The organism is Ruegeria sp. AA3 (assembly GCF_056542905.1).
Map to the genome: position 1 here is coordinate 90,925 of NZ_JBQGAQ010000005.1, position 20,084 is coordinate 111,008.

Below are 20,084 nucleotides of genomic sequence, written 5' to 3' on the forward strand. Positions count from 1 at the left end.
TTATTGGTCCTCTGAGCCTGCATTCTGGGCTTCGGCGTCCGGTGTTTCTGCTTCTACGGCTTCAAGCCCGGTCTCGGTATCTGGCACAGGTTCAGGCCGGATCAGATGAAACTTGATGCGGCGGTTTATTTCACGGCCTTCTTCGGTATCATTGTCTGCAATTGGCTGCGTCTCGCCATATCCGACCGCTGAAAAGCTTGAGGTCGGGACACGCCGACCACGTAGTTCGTTCAGGATAGATTGCGCACGCGCCTGGCTGAGTTGCTGGTTCATTTCCTCGCGACCCTGACTGTCAGTATGGCCCTGTATTTCCAATCGTATCGGGCCACATTCGCGCAGGATGTCCGCGATCTGATTCAACGCATCGCGCGAGTCGGAGGCGACTGTGGCCGACCCTGGTTCGAAGGCGATTTTACTATTGCTTTGAACTTCGGCGATCTGTTCTTCGCAAACCTCCGGATCTGGCAGCGCATCTTGAGGCGCCGGCGGTTCAACATAGGTGATCGACAGGTTGAAATCCTGAGCATCGCCCAGCTTGTCCGATAGCAATCCAGCGATCCGCGCCTTTGCATCGGGATCGTGGCTGACCCCTGTCAGCGAAACTTCGTCTGGCGTTACAGTCAATGCTCCGTTGTGTAGATGCGACAAGGCATCGAGCCCGGCCAGAACCCGAACGGGCCAATCGGTTGGCAGGTCCTGAACCACACGGGTGGCGGTGTAAACCTGCGTTGATCCAAAGGCGGCGCGGGCGAAACTGTCGGTCATGTCGCGTAAGGTCTCGTCACTGACACGGCCACGCAACTGCACCAGACCTTCCGGGCTGAGGGTGGCGTTGAATTCAATCGGTCCAGCGGGATCGTCGGGCTCGGGTTCGGGCAGTACTGCATGAAGGGCGAATACGTCGGGAAGCGCGTTTTCCAATTCCCCCACAACACGATCAAACAAGATGGGGCTGGTATCTTGGGCCGCTACCAACGTGATGTCGGCATCCGACATGGTGACCGACCCCTGTCCAATCTCGGCCAGTGCCAAGATGCTTAGCTGTGCAGCATTAGACCAGCGAGGCGAAGGAACCCCCAGCCCGATTGTACAGGAATATGGCCCGGTCAAACCAGCCTCGCGCGCGGTGGCGACGATCAGCTCCCGCGCGTCTTCACTCTGAGCAGAGCAGGCATCAAACTGTCCGCCGTTTTCATCAATCAGATAGCGTAGCGTAAAGGGCGTTATAACGGGGCGGGGCGCCGAGATGGAAAGGCCGATTCGCAGTCCGGGCGGTGCGGCACGGCTCAGGTCTTGTTCCAGCCTGTCTTTCTCCTGCTGGCTATCGGCGATGGCGGTGATACGTACCAATCCAGGGCTGGCGGAAATCTTGGCACGGGGCAGGCCAGAAAGTGCCTCGATCGCATAATCTATGGCTTGATCCCATCCCTTGGGTTCGGCGTAGTCCGCGCTTTCCATCAGATCAGAAACGGATGAGTTCTGATCAAGTCGCTGCAACCTGTCGATCAGGTCGTCGCGATCCAAGCTCGCAGGCACGAGGCCGATGATTGTTATGCCGCTGTCATTGCGCAAAATCTCGGCCGAAAAACGGGGCGGGGTCAGGTCGGCGGTGGGCGCGACCTCCATCTCATCGATTACACGCGAGGTATCAACTTCGGTTCCTGCGGCTGTCAGTGCGTTGAACCGGGTAGCTTCATCCGGGGCAGTACCAGTCAATACAACACGCAACCCATCGGATTGGACCTCGGCCCAGTCATGGCCCTTGAGATTCAAAGCCCGACGTACTGCAAACTCCGATGCATCTTCTATCTTTGTCACTGCATAGCTCGCCGCCACCAGAGACAGCACGGCGGTCACCGCAAAGATCAACGCAACGGCAAGAGCGTAAGGCATGCGCATAGGTGGGATCGAAACTCCTCGGGCGGTTGGTTCCGGACTCATACAGAGCCCATCACGGAGGTGCAATCAGAGCAAAAGGGCGACGCAGAGGAAGATCAGCGGAATCAAGCCGGTGTCGCGATTGGCCCGAAACAGTTGCAGCAATTTGGCGTTGTCTTCCGTGTCCAACCCCCTCAATTGCCAGGCAAGGTGCCATCCCATCGCCCAAGGCCCGCCAAGCGCAACGACCAATGCAAGGACCGACGCCACCGGCAATGCCGCATCGATAATCGCAAGTCCCATCAGACTGACCGTTCCTATCAGAAAATATTTGAGCCAACGCGCGGTATCGGTTCCGAACAGCCGCGCAGTGGATTTGATTCCGATCAGTTCGTCGTCCTCGGCATCCTGATGGGCATAGATCGTGTCATAAAACAGGGTCCAGGCAATGCCTGACAGATAGAGCATGATGGCGGGCCAGCCCACGGTGCCAGTATGCGCTGCCCATGCCAGCAATGTGCCCCAGTTAAAGGCCAGCCCCAGAAAAATCTGTGGCCACCAAGTAAACCGTTTCGCAAATGGATAGATCGTGACGGGAAGCAACGATAAAACACCCATTGCTATGGCGGCCTGGTTGAAAGTCAGAAGAATCGCCAGTGCCAACAAGCATTGCAACACCATCCAGAACACCGCCTGACGCACACTGACCTGACCCGATGGTATTGGGCGCGAGCGGGTGCGCTCGACCTTCCCGTCGAACTCCCGATCGGTGATGTCATTCCACGTACAGCCCGCGCCGCGCATCAGGAAAGCTCCGATGGCGCAACCGATGGCGATCCAAAGATCCTCCCATCGTGGTTGCCCGTCGCTGAGGATGGCCAGTGCCAGACCCCACCAGCAGGGAATCAGCAACAACCATGTGCCAATAGGCCGATCCGCCCGGCTGAGCCGCAGGTAAGGGCGCGCAAAGGTGGGTGCGTACGTGTCGACCCAGTTGCCGGTCGCGGCATCAGCGACCTGACCGTCTGGTGTTGGGGCATTGCCTTGCATATGTAGGGTCTCATGACTGCGAAGATCAGACTGTATGTAGAGCACCCTTTAGGTCCGGGGCAATCGGTTCCTTTGACGCGTGAACAGGCACATTACCTGTTCGGTGTCATGCGCTTGTCGGTTGGCGGGCAGGTTGCCCTGTTCAACGGGCAGGATGGAGAGTGGCTGGCCGATGTCGCCGAGGCGAGCAAACGTGGTGGCCTACTGTCCTGTGCAGAGCAAACGAAGCCGCTGCAACTGCCGCCCGATCTGTGGCTACTTTTTGCGCCGATTAAAAAGGCGCGGACCGATTTCATCGTTGAAAAAGCAGCTGAAATGGGCGCTGCGCGGATCATACCGGTACAGACAGGGTTCACCAATTCCGAGCGTATTCGGCAGGATCGGCTGCAAGCGCATGCGGTGGAAGCAGCGGAACAATGTGGCGGGACCTTCGTGCCAGAGGTCACTGAATTGCAGCGACTGGATCGCGTGCTTGATACATGGCCTGAAGATCGTCAGTTGATGTTCTGTGACGAGGCCGAGGTTGGCTCGGCCCTGCGATTGGCCGAAAACGAACCAGGTCAGCCATGGGCCATCCTCATTGGCCCAGAGGGTGGTTTTTCCGACCAAGAACGCAAGCGACTGAAGGCGTTGCCCTATGCTCATGTGGTCAGTCTCGGCCCCCGTATCCTGCGTGCCGATACGGCCGCTGTTGCTGCGATGACCATGTGGCAGCAGGCACTGGGGGATTGGTCTTGATGTGGCGGCCGGCACAGGAAACGGACCTGCCGGATATTGACGCATTTTTATCCCAGCACATCCAGACATCCATGTTTCCCTTGGCTAATCTGCGAGATTTCGGTCTGCTTAAAGCGCATCCCCGGTCTTTGAAAGCCTGGGTGCTTGGCGATCCGTTTCGCGCTGTCTTTGCCATCACAAACGAAGGTATGATCCTGTCACAGTGTCCGAACTGTTCGGATGATGAGCTTGCTGAGGCCATAAGCCTGATCCGAGGGCACGCTCTGTTTGGCATTGCCTCAGAAGCCACGCAGGCGCGGCGGCTCATGCAGCTTGGTGGCTGGGAAGACCGACCCGCGACGCTTAACAGTGATGAGCCGGGGTTTTCGCTGGAGCTGGATCAGCTTCGCATGCCAGACGTTTCGGGCGCTCGTCTGGTTCCTCTGGGTGAAGTCGACAGGGCAATCACCGAGAATTGGCGGCGCGACTATCTGATCGAGGCTATGGATTTTGCTCCTGACAGGGCGAAAACACAGGCAGGCGAAGATTTCGAAGCCTACTGCACGCGCGATTCCCACCGGGTTCTTCTGATCAACGATCGGCCCGTCGCCATGACAGGCTTCAATGCGCGCCTGCCCGAGATCGTACAGATCGGAGGGGTCTACACACCCCCTGATTTGCGTGGCCGAGGTTATGCGCGTCTCGCAGTTGCCTTGCATCTGACCGAGGCACGGAGCGCAGGGGTTTCCCGTTCAGTTCTGTTTGCCGCTTCCGATTCCGCCGCGCGTGCTTATATGGCTATTGGGTTCCAACCAGCGGGCTATTTCTCGCTGATCTTGTTCACAAACCCGGAGGACGCAGCATGAGTTTCATCCGACCAGAAGCCAAACTGGCCATGTGGCGCTGGCGCGAAGTGCTGGTTGCTGGATTTGTCCTTCTGTTGGGCCTGAGCTGGATCAACGGACCCGGTGGATTGCTGGGCTGGTTAGGTTGGATTCTGGTGGTCGTTTCGATTGCTCTGGCCGTAATCGGATTACAGCGCGCGCGCTTTCGCACCGGTGCAGGTGGTCCGGGCGTTGTGACCATCGATGAAGGTCAGATCACTTATCTTGGCCCTTTAGATGGCGGGATCGTTGCTGCGCGCGAAATCGAACGACTTGCGCTGGATCCAACGGCGCGCCCAGCTCTTTGGGTTCTGGATCAGCCGGGGCAACCGACTCTTCACATTCCGGTGAACGCCGAAGGGGCTGAGGCACTGTTTGATGTATTTTCGAACCTGCCAGGGTTGAAAACTGAACAAATGCTGTCGGAACTCAACGGTGGATCTGCGCATCCCGTCGTGATTTGGGAACGGACGCCCTCGCGCCCGGCTCATCTCAGGCTGCATTGACACTGGCGCGGTTTGCGCTCAGGACTGACCTTCAAGACAGACATATCAGGATCGGAGCACGGGTATCATGTCCATCCCCCAGTCCGGCGGCGGACCGATCGAACGCCATGAGCAACTGGCCGAATATCTGGAATCGGGCTGCAAGCCCAAGGATGATTGGCGCATTGGCACCGAGCATGAGAAGTTCGGCTATTGCAAAGACACTCTGAAACCTCTGCCGTTTGAAGGCAAACGGTCGATTGTGGCCGTGCTGGAAGGTCTGCGAGACCGCCATGGCTGGGCTGAAGTGCGTGAAGCTGGACATTTAATCGGGCTTGAGAAGGACGGCGCGAACGTCAGCCTGGAACCAGGCGGTGCGTTGGAACTGTCCGGCGCTCCGCTCGAGACAATTCATGAAACGTGTGATGAGGTGAACACTCACCTGCGTGAAGTGAAAGATATCGCCGATGAGATCGGTGTAGGCTTTATTGGTCTGGGCGCAGCCCCGGTCTGGACCCATGAAGAGATGCCGTTGATGCCCAAAGGCCGTTACCGGCTGATGAACGATTATATGGAGAAAGTCGGCACCATGGGCCGTGCCATGATGCGGCGCACCTGCACGGTTCAGGTCAATATCGACTTCGGGTCCGAGGCCGACATGGTGCAGAAGCTGCGCGTCGCGCTGGCCCTTCAGCCGGTCGCGACGGCGCTGTTTGCGAACTCTCCGTTTTTCGAGGGCAAGGTGAACGGCCAGAAAAGCTGGCGCAGTTATATCTGGCGGCATCTGGACGATGCACGGACGGGCATGCTGCCCTTTGTGTTCGAAGAAGGCTTCGGGTTCGAACGCTATGTACAATATGCGCTCGATGTACCGATGTATTTCGTCTATCGCGACGGCCAGTATATCAACGCGCTGGGCATGTCGTTCCGCGACTTCCTGCAGGGCAAACTGCCTGCACTGCCCGGTGAGACGCCGACTCTGTCCGATTGGGCCGATCACCTGACCACGGCATTTCCCGAAGCGCGGATCAAGAAATTCATGGAGATGCGCGGCGCCGATGGTGGCCCATGGCGCAGGCTCTGTGCGCTGCCTGCATTCTGGGTTGGTCTGACCTATGACCAAACCGCGCTGGATTCCGCTTGGGATCTGGTCAAAGGCTGGGATGCCGAGACGCGCGAAGCGCTGCGGGTCGAGGCTGCCAAGGATGGTCTGCAAGCGCAGGTTGGCAACATCAATATGCATGATTTGGCGCGCGAAGTGGTCTCGATCGCAGAGGCCGGACTTGCATCCCGCGCGCGCCCCGGTGCGGGTGGTCTGGTGCAGGACGAGACGCATTTCTTGAACGCGCTCAAGGACAGCATCGATACGGGCAAGGTGCCCGCAGATGAGTTGCTGGATCACTACAATGGCGACTGGAATGGCGATCTGACCCGGATTTATCCCGAATACAGCTATTGATCCCCTCCGTCCCGCTTGCATTCGTGGGACGGGGCCGATAGCAGGTTGGCGACCAAATTCAGAGGGCGTCATGGACGATCTTAAGGCAAAATATCTGGGCCAAATCGCCGAAGCTGGCGATGAAAACGCGCTTGAGGCGATCCGCGTCGCCGCCGTCGGCAAAAAAGGCGAGGTCGCGCTGAAGATGCGCGAGCTGGGCAAGATGACCCCCGAGGAACGTCAGGTCGCAGGCCCCGCGCTGAACGCCCTGAAGGATGAGATCAACTCGGCGCTTTCTGCCAAAAAGGCCGCGCTTGCCGACGCCGCGCTGGATGAGCGTCTGCGCACCGAGTGGCTCGACGTTACGCTACCGACCCGGGCACGTCGTCAGGGCTCGATCCACCCGGTCAGCCAGGCGACCGAGGAACTGACCGCGATCTTTGCCGAACTGGGTTTCTCGGTGGCCGAAGGGCCGCGGATCGAAACCGACTGGCACAACTTTGACGCTCTGAACATCCCCGGCCACCACCCCGCGCGCGCCGAGATGGACACGTTCTACATGCACCGCGCCGAGGGCGACAATCGCCCGCCGCATGTGCTGCGCACCCATACTTCGCCCGTTCAGATCCGCTCGATGGAACTGCAGGGCGCGCCGATCCGCGTGATCTGTCCGGGCGGCGTCTACCGCGCTGATTATGACCAGACCCATACGCCGATGTTCCATCAGGTCGAAGGGCTTGCCATCGACAAGGACATCTCGATGGCGAACCTGAAATGGGTTCTGGAAGAGTTCGTTAAAGCGTTCTTTGAGGTCGACGATGTCGAGCTGCGCTTCCGCGCCTCGCATTTCCCATTCACCGAGCCATCGGCCGAGGTCGATATCCGCTGTTCCTGGGATAACGGCCAGTTGAAGATCGGTGAGGGCGACGACTGGATGGAGATTCTGGGCTCCGGCATGGTCCACCCCAAGGTGATCGCCGCCGGTGGCATCGACCCCGAGGTTTATCAGGGCTTTGCCTTTGGTATCGGGATCGACCGTCTGGCGATGCTGAAGTATGGCATTCCGGATTTGCGGGCGTTCTTTGATTCAGACCTGCGCTGGTTGCGGCATTACGGGTTTGCTGCGCTGGATATGCCGAATCTCCATGGTGGTTTGTCTCGGTGAGTGAAGTCGAAGTGATCACGGTGTGCGAGAACGTGTGCCGTGATTTTTCTTGGGCACCGGGGCTGATAAGTGATTTGGCACCGATGATCGCTCTTGCCGGGGCGATCCTCTTATTCTTTTTGCAGCGGCGTACTGATCAAAGAACGAATGAAAGACGTTTGAAACAAGAAGTCTACCGTGAATACTTGCGATGGCTCGCCGATAATATCGGTCACTTGAATAGTAGTGATAGCAAAAAAACTGAAACGCGCTTTGAAATTGTTCGACTTAGAATGGAGATGATGTGCATCGCCTCCGATGAGGTCGTAGTTGCATTGAAAGAGGTAGGGGAAGCTCGGGAGAACCTGTCCGCGCAAACCGCGCAGAATTTTTCAGAAGCTGTTGCCAAGCTAGTTCTGAATATGAGGAGAGATGGATTTCCCTATACTGGAATTAGTCAGAATGACATTGCAGATGTAATTGAAAAGCTACCGTTCAAATTTACAGCAGACAACGCTGACGATGAGAAATAGCACCGCCGTTGTTTCGAATTATGCGCGGAGCAAAGGCCGATAGGCCGCCGCGCGATCGCCAGACCGCCCGCACGGGCTGGCGATTTGTCTCCGTTAGCGCTCCGTTTGAACGTTTTGCGGATTTGGCTGGCATAAAATGCCCACCACGAACCTCTGATCGCCACCCCGCGGTCTGGCGATCGCGCGGCTTTGGGTCTTGATTCGTTGTAGGGTGGGGTTTTACCCCACCGTGGGGCGGTTGGTGGGGTGAAACCCCACCCTACACCAATATGTTATGTGACAGTGCGGCAGACGTCGCTAGGCTCCGGCTTATGATCTATCGACTGCTTTTTCTTCTGCTGACCGCGACTCCGGCCTTTGCGATGGGGCCATGGAAATCTGACTGCCATGGCGATACCGCTTGTGAGGTCGGCGACCGTTCGTACCATGTGCTGGAACCTGAAGACTGGGATGGCGAAGCGCCTTTGCCGGTGCTGATGCATTTCCATGGCTGGGCGCGGCAGGGCGATGTGGTGGTGAACCATGAACGCATCGCCGGCGCGACGAAGCTACGGAATGTGTTGCTCGTGGCCCCGAACGGGCTGGGCAAAAGCTGGAACTTTTGGACCTCCGACACCCAGGATGTGTCATTCGCCGATCAGGTGCTTGAGGATGTGGCCAAACGCTATCCCATTGATCCCGCGCACATATATGTCTCGGGCTATTCCTTTGGCGGCGCGATGGCGTGGCGTTATGTGTGCCAGTCGGGCAATGATATCGCCGCCCTGCTGGCTGTTGCGGGCTCGATCCGCCAGACCGAGGACTGCCCTGAGGCTCCGCGTGAGGTGCGCCACGTGCATGGGCTGGACGATACGGTGATGGATTTCCCTTTCGGGCCGGACGGGGACACGACTTATCCGGTGGCGCTGTGGAAGGCCAAGTTCGACTGTAACGGCGCGACTCCGCGCGGGGATTGGAGCGTAAAGCCGTTTCTGACGCTCAGCCGTATGGAATGGACCGATTGCGCGCAGGGGCAGGTCACGTTGGACACCCATCCCGGTGGGCATTTTATCCCCCATGGCTGGATCGGTTGGCAGCTGGATGAGCTTTTGGGCCGAAAGCCAACCTATCCGTAATCGTTGACATTGCAACGGCGGCGCGATCACTTGCCAGAGCACAATCATAGGAGACGACCCGTGAAACCGCTTCTGCTGGGCGCAATGATCCTTGCCGCCACTTTCGTTCAGGCAAAGGACACATACCCGCCGGTTGAATTGCTGTTGCAGACCGATACCTCGATCATCGGCGAGCCACTGGAATATCCGACAGGGCAGGCTGAAATCACTATGGCGATCGTCACCATGCGACCGGGACAGCAGACAGGCGACCATCGACATGATGCGCCGTTGGCGGCCTATGTCCTTGAGGGCGAGATCACCGTTGACTATGGCGATGACGGTACGCGTGTCTACAGAACCGGGGATGCCTTTGTCGAAGCCTTCCGCTCGACCCATACCGGGGTGAATACGGGTAGCGGGATCGCGCGTATTCTGGCTGTATTTGCGGGGTCGGACGCTGTTTCGAACACGGTTGCCGAAGACTAGGCCAACGGCCTCTTTCCCCTGTGTACAATATCCGCTACATGCGGTCTGACCCGAGATTTACTGGCGGATGACGACCGATGAAATTCACTCTTTCCTGGCTGAAAGACCACCTCGAAACTGACGCTTCGGTGGACGAGATTGCCGAGGCGCTGACCGACCTCGGACTTGAGGTCGAAGAGATCGTCAATCCGGCGGACCGGCTGGCTGGCTTTACGCTGGGCCATGTGAAACATGCCGAGAAACACCCCGACGCCGACAAGCTTCGAGTTTGTACGGTTGAGACCGACGAGGGCGACCTGCAGATCATCTGTGGCGCACCCAACGCGCGCGAAGGCATCACCGTCGTCGTGTGTAAGCCGGGCATGTATATCCCTGGTCTGGATATCACCATCAGCGTTGGCAAGATTCGAGGTGTCGAAAGCTTTGGCATGATGGCGTCCGAACGCGAATTGGAGCTGTCGGATGAGCATGACGGCATCATTGAGCTGCCCTCGGGCGAGGTCGGTGACAAGTTCATCGACTGGCTGGCCGAAAATGACCCATCGAAGGTGGACCCGATGATCGAGATCGCGATCACGCCGAACCGCCCTGATGCTTTGGGTGTCGAGGGGATTGCGCGTGATCTGGCTGCACGAGGTGTGGGCACGTTGAAACAGCGTGACTATGTGCCGGTGCCGGGGGATTTCGAAAGCCCGATCAAGGTGACGATCGACGAAGATACACTGGACGGCGCGCCGCATTTCACCGGACGTCTGATCAAGGGCGTCAAGAACGGCCCCAGCCCGCAATGGCTGCAGGATCAGCTGAAGGCAATCGGCCTGCGTCCGATCTCGGCTCTGGTGGATATCACCAACTATATGACCTTCGATCACAACCGCCCGCTGCACGTATTCGATGCCGACAAGGTGCAGGGTAACCTACGCGTTCACCGTGCAAACGGTGGCGAGAAGTTGGTTGCTCTGGATGAGAAGGAATACACACTACAGGCCGGCATGATGGTGATTTCGGACGACAAAGGCCCGGAATCAATCGCCGGTATCATGGGCGGTGAGGAAACCGGTTGCACCGAAGAAACGGTGAACGTCTTCCTTGAAAGCGCGTTCTGGGATCATGTGCAGATCGCCCTGACGGGCCGTGCGCTGAAAATCAATTCGGATGCGCGCTATCGCTTCGAACGTGGGGTCGACCCGGAATACACCCGCGAAGGGTTGGAGCACGCGACGCAGATGATCCTGGATATCTGCGGCGGTGAAGCCTCGAACGTGGTTGAGGCGGGCAATGCGCCGAACCACGCGCGGGCCTACAAGCTGGATGCGGCGCGAGTGCGGTCTCTGGTCGGGATGGAAATCCCGGAAAGCGAGCAGCGGCAAACCCTGACCCGTTTGGGCTTCCGTCTGGATGGAGAGATGGCGCACGTGCCCAGCTGGCGACCAGACATCATGGGGGAAGCTGATCTTGTGGAAGAGGTTGCGCGGATTGCTTCACTGACCAAGCTGCAGGGTATTCCTCTGCCACGCACCACGGCGGGTATCCCCAAACCGGTCATGACGCCGACGCAGCGCCGCCAGTCGATGGCGCGACGGACCTGTGCCGCACTGGGGTATAATGAATGTGTATCCTACACCTTCATAGATCAGGCCTCGGCTGCGCTGTTTGGCGGTGGCGACGCGGCAACCATGCTGGAAAACCCAATCTCGTCCGAGATGAGCCATATGCGCCCTGATCTGCTGCCTGGTCTGCTGCAGGCGGCGGCGCGTAATCAGGCGCGGGGTTACGCAGATCTGGCTCTGTTCGAGGTCGGTCCGGTGTTCCACGATGGCGAGCCGGGGGATCAGCAGACGCAAATCACCGGCCTGTTGGTTGGGCGCAGCGGCCCCAAGGATGTGCACGGTGCGTCCCGCCCGGTTGACCTGTTTGATGCGAAGGCTGACGCCGAGGCGGTGCTGGCCGCAATTGGCGCGCCAGCTAAGGTACAAATTCTGCGTGGTGGCGATGCCTGGTGGCACCCGGGTCGTCACGGCAAGATTTGCCTTGGCCCGAAAAAGGTTCTGGGTGTCTTTGGTGAGTTGCACCCTCGCGTCTTGCAGGCCATGGACATCAAGGGCCCGGCAATGGCGTTCACCATTTGGCCGGATCAGGTTCCGATGCCGCGTAAATCCGGAGCAACCCGTTCCGCCTTGGAACTGCGTGACCTGCAGGCGGTTGAGCGTGACTTTGCGTTTGTCGTTGATGCCAATATCGAGGCGTTAACGCTGGTGAATGCAGCTGCAGGGGCCGACAAGGCACTGATTGAAGACGTTCGGGTGTTTGACGAGTTCATCGGGGGTAGCCTTGGTGAAGGAAAGAAATCCCTGGCCATTACCGTTCGGCTGCAGCCATCTGACTCGACCCTCAAGGAAAAGGACATCGAAGAGGTCAGTGCAAAGATCGTCGAGAAAGTGGCGAAAGCGACTGGTGGCGTGCTGCGCGGCTGAGGATGTTTCCACCCAGGGTGGGACATATATGATATCACGAAGGGGCGGGCGCGCCCCTTTTTTGCGGGAGGAATAGGTCATGTTAAAAGTTTATCTTTCGGGTGAGATTCACACGGATTGGCGGGAACAGATTACCGCAGGTGCCGAAGGGCTGGACATAGAGTTTAGTAGCCCAGTGACAGATCATGATGCGTCGGATGATTGTGGCGTCGCGATTTTGGGGGCAGAGCCAAATAAGTATTGGCATGACCACAAGGGTGCGATGGTGAACGCGATCCGAACCCGAAAGGGGATTTCAGACGCTGATGTGGTCGTTGTACGCTTCGGGGACAAATACAAGCAGTGGAATGCAGCCTTTGATGCCGGCTACGCGGCGGCCTTGGGCAAATCGATCATCGTGTTACATGGACCCGATCATCAACACGCTTTGAAAGAGGTGGACGCGGCCGCGCTTGCGGTGGCGGAAGAGCCCGCGCAGGTTGTCGAGATTCTGCGTTACGTCGAGACAGGCCGATTGCCAGGCTGAATGGCCCAAGGGCGTGCGGCACTTTGGCGCCGCCGCCCTGTGGTTCAAGTTAATCCCGAGGCGGGATGGTCAGGCCCTTTTGAACTGCAGGCCTTTCCAGAAAACGGTCGAGATAGGCCGCTACATTGCTGTAGGTGTCCCAACCGAGAACTTCTTTGACGCCATAATAGTCGAGACCACGTAGCCAGGGTGCGATGGCTATGTCCGCGATCGAATAGTCTCCGGCGATCCAATCCTGGCCGTTCAGCTGTGTTTCCAGGACGTTCAACAAGCGTTTGCCCTCGGTCACATAGCGTTCGCGGGGGCGGGGGTCTTCGATCTCGCTGCCAGCGAATTTGTGGAAATACCCCAGCTGACCGAACATCGGCCCAACGCCGCCCATCTGGAACATCAGCCATTGGGTGACTAAATGTTTGTCCGCCTTGCTCTGCCCCAGCAGCATGCCGCTTTTCTCGGCCAGATACAGCAGGATCGCTCCGCTTTCGAAAAGCCCCATCGGGACCCCATCGGGCCCGTTCGGATCAATGAGAGCCGGGATCTTGTTATTGGGATTTAGCGACAGAAATTCGGGACTTTTGACATCCGCATCTGCCAGCGTAACTAGATGTGCCTCGTAGGGCAGTCCGGTTTCCTCCAGCATGATCGACGCTTTGACCCCGTTGGGCGTTGCATAGGAATAAAGTTGGATGCGATCAGGAAATTGCGGCGGCCATTTGGCCATGATCGGGAATGAGGTGGTGTCCAGCATGATATGCTCCTGCAACAGGGTTATAGGTCTCAATGTGGTGGCATGAGCGCAGATTGTCAGGTGTTTGAGTGTGCAGGACCGGACAGTGACTGTTTGCTGGGGAACAGCAGGGGGAAAACTCGGAAATCCCGCACCTAGACCTGAGCGCAAAATTAGCCCAGACTTTCAGTGATCCCGCGCCAACAGCGCGGGTTTGCTGTTGGTGCAAAGGAGAAGTACGTGGAAGACGTCGTAACACAGGTGGGCGCATTTGGTCCGCTGATCATGAGCGCGATCAAAGCGCTGATCGTTCTGGTATTGGGTTGGATCGTCGCCGGAGCCATAAGTGGTCTGGTGCGGCGGCGGATCAACGCGACACCGCATATCGACCCGACTTTGGGGAATTTTGTTGCGAGCCTGGTGAAATGGGTGCTGCTGGCGATAGTCTTTGTCGCCGTGCTGGGCATCTTCGGTATCGAGGCGACCAGCATCGTGGCCATTCTGGGTGCCGCATCCTTGGCCATCGGTTTGGCGCTGCAGGGAACACTCAGTGATTTAGCCGCAGGCGTGATGCTGGTCGTGTTCCGGCCTTATAAGTTGGGCCAATATGTCGATATTGGTGGCACAGCAGGTACCGTGAAAGACTTGAATCTGTTCACGACTGAGCTGGTGACGCCGGATAACGTACAGATCATCGTGCCAAACGGTCAGGCTTGGGGTTCGGTGATCACAAACTACTCCGCCCATGACACGCGCCGGGTCGATCTGGTGTTCGGCATCGACTATGGCGACAGCGCGGATGAGGCGATGAACATCATTCTGGATGTGGCCAAGGCCGACAGTCGTGTCATGGCTGATCCTGAGCCTTGGGTGCGGGTGACAAACCTTGGAGACAGCTCGGTTGATCTGACAGCGCGCCTGTGGTGTGCAGCGGCTGACTATTGGGATGTGAAGTTCGAACTTACCAAAACTATCAAGGAAGCGTTTGACGCCAAGGGCGTATCCATCCCGTATCCGCATTCAGTGGAGATTCACAAAGAGGCGTAAGCCTCCCGCCCGTCGCTCGGGCATTGAATTGCCCTCCTCCGGTTGGGCCAGGCACCGCGCCAAAGCGCGGTGCCTTTTTTTGCGCGACCGTTGGGCCAGAAAACAACAGCGCCGCGCCTTTGGCGCGGCGCCAGGCCCAAGTCTGTAAAGCGTCCTTTGGAAAAGGACGCTTTCAGAGGTGGAAGTGCTCTTAGTTCAGCAGAGTTGTCGGATCGACAGAGTCGATGTTGAGGGCGGTACCTACCGCTTCGTAAGTCAGCTTGCCGGCGTGGACGTTCAGACCTGCCAGCAGGTGTGCGTCGTCCTTGCAGGCCTGCTTCCAGCCCTTGCTTGCCAGCGACAGCATGAACGGCATGGTTGCGTTGCCGAGTGCGATAGTTGAGGTTCGGGCAACCGCGCCGGGCATGTTGGCGACGCAGTAGTGCATGATGCCGTCAACTTCGTAAACCGGATCTGCGTGGGTGGTGGCTTTCGAGGTTTCGAAGCAGCCGCCCTGGTCAATCGCAACGTCTACCAGAGCCGCGCCGGGCTTCATGGTCGACAGCTGTTCGCGCGAGATCAGCTTCGGAGCTGCTGCACCCGGGATCAGAACCGCACCGATGACAAGGTCGGCATCCTGAATCAGCTCGGCTGTCGCACCAGCAGTTGAATACTGGTTCTTGAACGTTCCGCCGAACACATCGTCCAGATACCGAAGACGCGGCAACGAGCGGTCCAGCACGGTGACATCTGCGCCCATACCCGCTGCGATCTTCGCGGCATGAGTGCCGACAACACCGCCACCAATGACGATCACCTTGGCAGGACCAACACCTGGGACTCCGCCCATCAGAACGCCACGGCCGCCATTGGCTTTCTGCAAGGTCCAAGAACCAACCTGAGGTGCCAAGCGACCAGCAACTTCCGACATCGGCGCCAGCAGAGGCAGGCCGCCGTTCGCGTCGGTGACAGTCTCATAGGCGATCGCAGTACAGCCGGATTCCAGCAGGTCGTGGGTCTGGTCTGGGTCGGGTGCCAGGTGCAGATAGGTGAACAGCAACTGACCTTCGCGCAGCATTTTACGCTCGACCGCCTGAGGTTCCTTGACCTTGACGATCATGTCGGCGGTGGCGAACACCTCTTCTGCAGTGTCGACGATGCGAGCTCCTGCCGCGACGTAGGCATCATTGTCAAAGCCCGAGCCCATCCCGGCACCGGTTTCGATGATGACTTCGTGACCACGGGCCACAGCCTCGCCAGCCGCGTTCGGGGTCATCCCGACGCGGAATTCCTGGGGTTTGATTTCCTTGGGGCAGCCGATTTTCATGTGAGACTCCATTCATAAACTGCCTAAATTATGGGCATTATGCTGTGCAATTTTTGTGAAACCCTGCTTGCCAAATGGTGGAATTGTAGGAAATTATCCGAAGATAGTTAAATACTACGCAATGGATGTGCGCCGATGATGATAGATGCGACCGATCGAAAGATTCTGGCAGCCCTTCAGCGCAAAGGTCGGATGTCTAATTCAGAGCTATCCGAACAGGCCAACCTGTCACCATCGGCGTGCCACCGCCGTGTTCAACGGCTTGAGGCAGAAGGTTATATCAAAGATTACGTCGCATTGCTGGATGCACGTAAAATGAATGTGCCAACAACTGTGTTTGTCGAGATTACTTTGCAGGGACAAGCGGAAGAGGTGCTTGAATCCTTCGAAAAGGCAGTAGCCCGAATTCCCGATGTACTAGAATGTCATCTGATGGCCGGAACAGCGGATTATATTCTGAAGGTGGTTGCTGAAAATACCGAAGATTTCGCGCGCATACATCGGCAGTACCTGTCTCGCTTGCCCGGCGTGGCGCAGATGCAAAGCTCTTTTGCTTTGCGCACGGTTTTCAAAACGACGGCCCTGCCAGTTTGAACTCTTCCGCACCCGGTGGCCGCGTTTCATCCTGACCGCTTGTATCTGCCTTCAGACCGGTTCAAAATCTATAGCTCTGACCATAAGTGAAACATTGGCAATTCGCGCTGACATCCGATGGTTACACTGGCCCTGTATGGTCCGAACCCGAAGACGATAAGGAGCAGACCTTGGTTTACGAACATGACAGCACCCCTAAAGATTGGCTGGAAGCCGAACTGGAAGATTCGCTGGATGAAGATTTCGAGATCGAATTCAGCGAACCAATGCTTTCGGTCGAGGTGCGTAAGATCTACAAGGATCAGCATCCTGATATGCTGGATCGCAAGGTCTATTTTCGTAACCTTTTGCGTCTGCAGGCCGAACTTATCAGGGTACAGGATTGGGTGGTTCACACCGGGGCCAAGGTTTGCATCCTGTTCGAAGGCCGCGACAGTGCTGGCAAGGGTGGGGTGATCAAACGCATAACACAGCGCTTGAACCCGCGGGTCGCGCGCGTGGTCGCCTTGCCTGCGCCTAGCAGACGGGAACAAAGCCAGTGGTATTTTCAGCGCTATGTGCCCCATTTGCCTGCGGCGGGTGAGATCGTGTTCTTCGATCGGTCCTGGTACAACCGAGCGGGTGTGGAACGCGTGATGGGGTTTGCCGACGAAGATCAGGTTGAACAGTTTTTTCAGGACGTTCCCGAATTCGAGCGGATGCTGGTGCGGTCGGGGATTATTCTGCTTAAGTACTGGTTCTCGATTACAGACGAAGAACAGCAACTGCGATTCCTGATGCGCATTCACGACCCAATGAAGCAGTGGAAGCTGTCGCCCATGGATCTGGAATCCCGCATCCGGTGGGAGGCATACACCAAGGCCAAAGAGGATATGTTCTTTCGCACCAACATATCCGAGGCGCCATGGTATATCGTTGAAGGCAATGACAAAAAGCGCGAACGGCTTAATTGTATCGAGCACCTGTTGACCAAGATCCCCTATGAGGATGTGCCGCAAGAAAAGGTCAACTTGCCGGATCGGCGCTATAATCCCGAATACGAACGGCGTATTCTGCCGGATGAGCTACACGTGCCAAAAATCTACTGATTTGGCTGGCATGTGGTGCGGGAGAGTGATCCCCCGCACCTGAACGGTTTGATTAGCCCCAATCAAATCCGCAGTTCATTTCAAATACAAACATGCCGCACATATCGTCATTCGTGTCTTCGACTGTGGTTTCAACGGTTTCAATCATGTCGTCAGCGACGTCGGTGTCGAACACAAGATCGAAATCATCCATTTCCGGGGTCGTATCGGCCTGCTGCACCGGAGACCAATCGAACTGGTCAAAATGGGCCTGCAGTGCGTTAACAAACGCTTCGATCCCGGCAAGGAAGGCCTGAACGTCAAAGCAGTCCGCGCCCGGTGCACCATTGTCAACGACAACCTCAGGTAATTCTGGCTCTTCGACCTCGGTGACGTCGGTATCCGGCACTTCAGGTTCCGGGTCTTCAACTTCAGTCACGTCGGTATCAGGCGTTTCCGGCTCTTCAGTTTCGGTGACATCAGTTTCCGGTGTCTCCTCGACTGGGTCGTCGGTCTCAGTGACGTCAGTGTCCGGCGTTTCGTCCGCAGGTCCCTCGGTCTCTGTCACATCGGTGTCCGGAGTTTCGTCCGTTGGTTCTTCGGTTTCAGTAACGTCCTCGTCCGGGGTCTCTTCAGCCGGTTCTTCGGTTTCAGGAACTTCCGCCACCGGTGTTTCGTCACCCGGTTCCTCAGTCTCGGTGACGTCGGAATCCGGCACTTCAGGTTCGGTAGGAGTGGTAACCTCTTCTTCCTCCGGCTCAACAACCTCTTCGGCCGGTGGGGCCACTGGCGGGGTGGTGCCGCCGTTATCAAGATCGACCTCGCCTTGTGTCGCGGCAAAGTTCTGCGTCACCATGACTGCATCGAACCCCTGCATGTCGCCTTCTTCGATCCCGATGCCGATATACTTAAAATCGGGGTTCAGAATGTTGGCTCGGTGGCCGGGACTGTTCATCAGGTTCTGGTGCAATTGCGCGACATCATCGCTGATGCCTGGTGCGCCGCGCTCGGATTGCCAGGCGATGTTTTCTCCGGTGCGCCAGCTCCCGGACAGGTCGAACCCTGCGGCTTGCATCCGTTGGGTCGCGGATGAACCACCCTGACCGGTGTGGCTGAACCGGTCGGTGTCCAGCATCCAGCTGCTGTGGTCCTCGGATGATTCATTCAGGTTGCGTTCAAGTTCCAGGGGATCAAGACCGCGGGATATGCGCTCTTGGTTGATCAGCGCGAGCATTTCGCGCTCAACCGTACTTGCTGTCGACATCAGTGCCTCCGTTTTTGGTTATGTCTGAGTGGACGGCCTCACTTACAGACGATCAAAGAACGCTGAACAGGGTAGGTACGGCGTTGGGCGATTTTCGGCGGCAGAATGCAACCGAGCGGCGATTCGCTGCGCTGTAAAATGCCGACATAGGCGATTGCATCAAAATCGGCAGGTTGCCGCGAGGGTAAAGCCGGGAATGGGCGAGAATATCCGCCCTAAAAAACGACAAACCCCCGGGCGGGGCCTCGGGGGTTGTCAAATAGTGTCATCCAAAGCTGGACGAGTCGCGGTAGGCTCTTAGAGCAAACCTTCGCGCTGTGCTTTCTTACGTGCCAGTTTACGGGCACGGCGGATCGCTTCAGCTTTCTCGCGCGCTTTTTTCTCGGACGGTTTCTCGAAATGTTGCTTCAGCTTCATTTCACGGAACACGCCTTCGCGCTGCAGCTTTTTCTTCAGGGCACGAAGCGCCTGATCGACGTTATTGTCGCGAACACTAACCTGCATGTGGTTGTCACCACCTTTCTAGATAGAGTTGCAAGGAAATTGCAGGAGGTGGCCGTATAGCAAAGCGCGCCTAACTTGTCTAGTACTGGACCCGCAGCCTCGGAGAGCCGAAATGACCGCTACCTATGAAGATACCAAAGAACAACTTCTGAACGCGATTCTCGACCATGTGCCCTTTGACGGTTGGTCGGAAACAAGTTTTCGTGCAGCGATTTCCGATTGCGGTCTGGGTGCTGGACTGGCCCGTGCCATCTGCCCGCGCGGTGCTGTCGATCTGGCACTGGCCTTCCATGCGCGCGGTGATGCGGCAATGCTGGATCGTATCAATACTGAGGATCTAAGTGGGCTGAAGTTTCGTGACAAGATCGCCGCCGCTGTCCGCTTTCGTTTACAGGCAGTCGAAGACAAAGAGGCCGTGCGCCGGGGTGTGACTCTGTTCGCGTTGCCAATCTATGCCGCAGATGGGGCCAAGGCGGTCTGGGGCACCTGTGACCAGATCTGGACAGCGCTTGGCGATACTTCGGATGACGTGAACTGGTACACCAAACGTGCCACTCTGTCGGGCGTCTATTCTTCAACACTATTGTATTGGCTGGGCGATGACAGTCCGGATTATCAGGCGACATGGGAATTCCTCGATCGCCGGATCGAGGGCGTGATGCAGTTCGAAAAGCTCAAGGCGCAGGTGAATGACAATCCGCTGCTGAAGCCGTTTCTGGCTGTGCCCAACTGGCTTGCGGGTCAGGTGAAGGCTCCGGTGAAGATGCCAGACAACTTGCCCGGTTCGCTGTCATCGGGGAAATAGTCGCAACGTTTCCACTTGTTGCTGGGCCTCTGCGCTACTGACTGCTAGGCAAGAGGCA

Annotated in this window: 20 protein-coding genes; 14 read left to right on the forward strand and 6 right to left on the reverse strand. The window is 57.4% G+C overall.

The genetic code is table 11. The features are described from left to right. On the reverse strand, nt 1-1,899 hold the full coding sequence (locus tag ACR0JR_RS10565) for an OmpA family protein (protein ID WP_480456276.1): 1,899 nt from the start codon (nt 1,897-1,899) through the stop codon (nt 1-3). A 66-nt stretch (nt 1,900-1,965) separates the two neighbouring features. Beyond that, on the reverse strand, nt 1,966-2,928 hold the full coding sequence (ubiA, locus tag ACR0JR_RS10570; RefSeq protein ID WP_480456110.1) for a 4-hydroxybenzoate octaprenyltransferase: 963 nt from the start codon (nt 2,926-2,928) through the stop codon (nt 1,966-1,968). A 12-nt stretch (nt 2,929-2,940) separates the two neighbouring features. Between ubiA and ACR0JR_RS10575 the strand changes: the two genes are divergently transcribed. The 10 genes from ACR0JR_RS10575 to ACR0JR_RS10620 all read left to right on the forward strand — a co-directional run bounded on the left by ACR0JR_RS10575 (nt 2,941) and on the right by ACR0JR_RS10620 (nt 12,712). Beyond that, a complete protein-coding gene (locus ACR0JR_RS10575) occupies nt 2,941-3,666 on the forward strand; it encodes a 16S rRNA (uracil(1498)-N(3))-methyltransferase (protein WP_480456111.1) in 726 nt (241 codons plus the stop codon). Nucleotides 3,667-3,737: 71 nt separating this feature from the next. Further along, on the forward strand, nt 3,738-4,511 hold the full coding sequence (locus ACR0JR_RS10580; protein WP_480456112.1) for a GNAT family N-acetyltransferase: 774 nt from the start codon (nt 3,738-3,740) through the stop codon (nt 4,509-4,511). Then, the gene (locus ACR0JR_RS10585) at nt 4,508-5,035 is read left to right on the forward strand and encodes a hypothetical protein (RefSeq protein ID WP_010443589.1); all 528 of its coding nucleotides are present in this window, start codon (nt 4,508-4,510) and stop codon (nt 5,033-5,035) included. The genes ACR0JR_RS10580 and ACR0JR_RS10585 overlap by 4 nt, the downstream gene beginning before the upstream one ends. Before the next feature lie 67 nt (nt 5,036-5,102). Continuing rightward, nucleotides 5,103-6,473, forward strand: coding sequence for a glutamate--cysteine ligase (locus ACR0JR_RS10590; RefSeq protein WP_480456114.1), 1,371 nt, complete (start codon nt 5,103-5,105; stop codon nt 6,471-6,473). Between the two features lie 70 nt (nt 6,474-6,543). Next, nucleotides 6,544-7,617 carry a phenylalanine--tRNA ligase subunit alpha gene (gene pheS / locus ACR0JR_RS10595; RefSeq protein WP_010443591.1) on the forward strand — a complete coding sequence of 358 codons (1,074 nt, stop codon included), beginning with the start codon at nt 6,544-6,546 and terminating at the stop codon, nt 7,615-7,617. Continuing rightward, entirely contained in the window at nt 7,614-8,129 is a 516-nt protein-coding gene (locus ACR0JR_RS10600) for a hypothetical protein (RefSeq protein WP_480456115.1), read from the forward strand. Before pheS ends, ACR0JR_RS10600 begins: the two co-directional genes overlap by 4 nt. 311 nt (nt 8,130-8,440) lie before the next feature. Beyond that, entirely contained in the window at nt 8,441-9,244 is an 804-nt protein-coding gene (locus ACR0JR_RS10605) for a CE1 family esterase (RefSeq protein WP_480456116.1), read from the forward strand. A gap of 60 nt (nt 9,245-9,304) precedes the next feature. Next, nucleotides 9,305-9,712 carry a cupin domain-containing protein gene (locus ACR0JR_RS10610; protein ID WP_480456117.1) on the forward strand — a complete coding sequence of 136 codons (408 nt, stop codon included), beginning with the start codon at nt 9,305-9,307 and terminating at the stop codon, nt 9,710-9,712. A gap of 77 nt (nt 9,713-9,789) precedes the next feature. After that, nucleotides 9,790-12,186 carry a phenylalanine--tRNA ligase subunit beta gene (pheT, locus tag ACR0JR_RS10615; RefSeq protein WP_480456118.1) on the forward strand — a complete coding sequence of 799 codons (2,397 nt, stop codon included), beginning with the start codon at nt 9,790-9,792 and terminating at the stop codon, nt 12,184-12,186. Between the two features lie 79 nt (nt 12,187-12,265). Beyond that, nucleotides 12,266-12,712: a YtoQ family protein gene (locus tag ACR0JR_RS10620; protein ID WP_480456120.1), complete on the forward strand. Its 447-nt coding sequence runs from the start codon at nt 12,266-12,268 to the stop codon at nt 12,710-12,712. 49 nt (nt 12,713-12,761) lie between these two features. On the opposite strand, the gene ACR0JR_RS10625 is transcribed toward ACR0JR_RS10620, so the two are convergent. Beyond that, nucleotides 12,762-13,460 (reverse strand): glutathione S-transferase family protein, encoded by a 699-nt coding sequence (locus ACR0JR_RS10625; protein ID WP_170781288.1) that lies wholly within the window; start codon nt 13,458-13,460, stop codon nt 12,762-12,764. A 219-nt stretch (nt 13,461-13,679) separates the two neighbouring features. On the opposite strand from ACR0JR_RS10625, the gene ACR0JR_RS10630 reads away from it, so the two are divergent. After that, entirely contained in the window at nt 13,680-14,486 is an 807-nt protein-coding gene (locus ACR0JR_RS10630) for a mechanosensitive ion channel family protein (RefSeq protein WP_170781287.1), read from the forward strand. Between the two features lie 190 nt (nt 14,487-14,676). Here the strand turns inward: ACR0JR_RS10630 and ald are convergent, their stop codons facing one another. Next, a complete protein-coding gene (ald, locus tag ACR0JR_RS10635; RefSeq protein ID WP_480456121.1) occupies nt 14,677-15,792 on the reverse strand; it encodes an alanine dehydrogenase in 1,116 nt (371 codons plus the stop codon). 135 nt (nt 15,793-15,927) lie between these two features. Here ald and ACR0JR_RS10640 point away from each other — a divergent pair, with 135 nt between their 5' ends. Both ACR0JR_RS10640 and ppk2 read left to right on the forward strand, forming a co-directional pair. Then, nucleotides 15,928-16,386 (forward strand): Lrp/AsnC family transcriptional regulator, encoded by a 459-nt coding sequence (locus tag ACR0JR_RS10640; protein ID WP_010443599.1) that lies wholly within the window; start codon nt 15,928-15,930, stop codon nt 16,384-16,386. A gap of 170 nt (nt 16,387-16,556) precedes the next feature. Further along, nucleotides 16,557-17,474 (forward strand): polyphosphate kinase 2, encoded by a 918-nt coding sequence (gene ppk2, locus ACR0JR_RS10645; RefSeq protein WP_170781317.1) that lies wholly within the window; start codon nt 16,557-16,559, stop codon nt 17,472-17,474. A 52-nt stretch (nt 17,475-17,526) separates the two neighbouring features. On the opposite strand, the gene ACR0JR_RS10650 is transcribed toward ppk2, so the two are convergent. Both ACR0JR_RS10650 and rpsU read right to left on the reverse strand, forming a co-directional pair. Next, complete coding sequence (locus tag ACR0JR_RS10650; protein ID WP_480456122.1) at nt 17,527-18,717, reverse strand: CAP domain-containing protein; 1,191 nt, start codon at nt 18,715-18,717, stop codon at nt 17,527-17,529. A gap of 297 nt (nt 18,718-19,014) precedes the next feature. Continuing rightward, entirely contained in the window at nt 19,015-19,221 is a 207-nt protein-coding gene (gene rpsU, locus ACR0JR_RS10655; protein ID WP_005614280.1) for a 30S ribosomal protein S21, read from the reverse strand. 112 nt (nt 19,222-19,333) lie between these two features. Between rpsU and ACR0JR_RS10660 the strand changes: the two genes are divergently transcribed. Next, nucleotides 19,334-20,026 carry a COQ9 family protein gene (locus ACR0JR_RS10660; RefSeq protein ID WP_480456123.1) on the forward strand — a complete coding sequence of 231 codons (693 nt, stop codon included), beginning with the start codon at nt 19,334-19,336 and terminating at the stop codon, nt 20,024-20,026. Nucleotides 20,027-20,084 lie beyond the last annotated feature (58 nt).

Coding starts and splice junctions, on each gene's coding strand:
- ACR0JR_RS10565 (WP_480456276.1), bottom strand. CDS start 1,899: ATGCGCATGCCTTACGCTCTTGCCGTTGCGTTGATCTTTGCGGTGACC.
- ubiA (WP_480456110.1), bottom strand. CDS start 2,928: ATGCAAGGCAATGCCCCAACACCAGACGGTCAGGTCGCTGATGCCGCG.
- ACR0JR_RS10575 (WP_480456111.1), top strand. CDS start 2,941: ATGACTGCGAAGATCAGACTGTATGTAGAGCACCCTTTAGGTCCGGGG.
- ACR0JR_RS10580 (WP_480456112.1), top strand. CDS start 3,738: ATGTTTCCCTTGGCTAATCTGCGAGATTTCGGTCTGCTTAAAGCGCAT.
- ACR0JR_RS10585 (WP_010443589.1), top strand. CDS start 4,508: ATGAGTTTCATCCGACCAGAAGCCAAACTGGCCATGTGGCGCTGGCGC.
- ACR0JR_RS10590 (WP_480456114.1), top strand. CDS start 5,103: ATGTCCATCCCCCAGTCCGGCGGCGGACCGATCGAACGCCATGAGCAA.
- pheS (WP_010443591.1), top strand. CDS start 6,544: ATGGACGATCTTAAGGCAAAATATCTGGGCCAAATCGCCGAAGCTGGC.
- ACR0JR_RS10605 (WP_480456116.1), top strand. CDS start 8,441: ATGATCTATCGACTGCTTTTTCTTCTGCTGACCGCGACTCCGGCCTTT.
- pheT (WP_480456118.1), top strand. CDS start 9,790: ATGAAATTCACTCTTTCCTGGCTGAAAGACCACCTCGAAACTGACGCT.
- ACR0JR_RS10620 (WP_480456120.1), top strand. CDS start 12,266: ATGTTAAAAGTTTATCTTTCGGGTGAGATTCACACGGATTGGCGGGAA.
- ACR0JR_RS10625 (WP_170781288.1), bottom strand. CDS start 13,460: ATGCTGGACACCACCTCATTCCCGATCATGGCCAAATGGCCGCCGCAA.
- ald (WP_480456121.1), bottom strand. CDS start 15,792: ATGAAAATCGGCTGCCCCAAGGAAATCAAACCCCAGGAATTCCGCGTC.
- ACR0JR_RS10640 (WP_010443599.1), top strand. CDS start 15,928: ATGATGATAGATGCGACCGATCGAAAGATTCTGGCAGCCCTTCAGCGC.
- ACR0JR_RS10650 (WP_480456122.1), bottom strand. CDS start 18,717: ATGTCGACAGCAAGTACGGTTGAGCGCGAAATGCTCGCGCTGATCAAC.
- rpsU (WP_005614280.1), bottom strand. CDS start 19,221: ATGCAGGTTAGTGTTCGCGACAATAACGTCGATCAGGCGCTTCGTGCC.
- ACR0JR_RS10660 (WP_480456123.1), top strand. CDS start 19,334: ATGACCGCTACCTATGAAGATACCAAAGAACAACTTCTGAACGCGATT.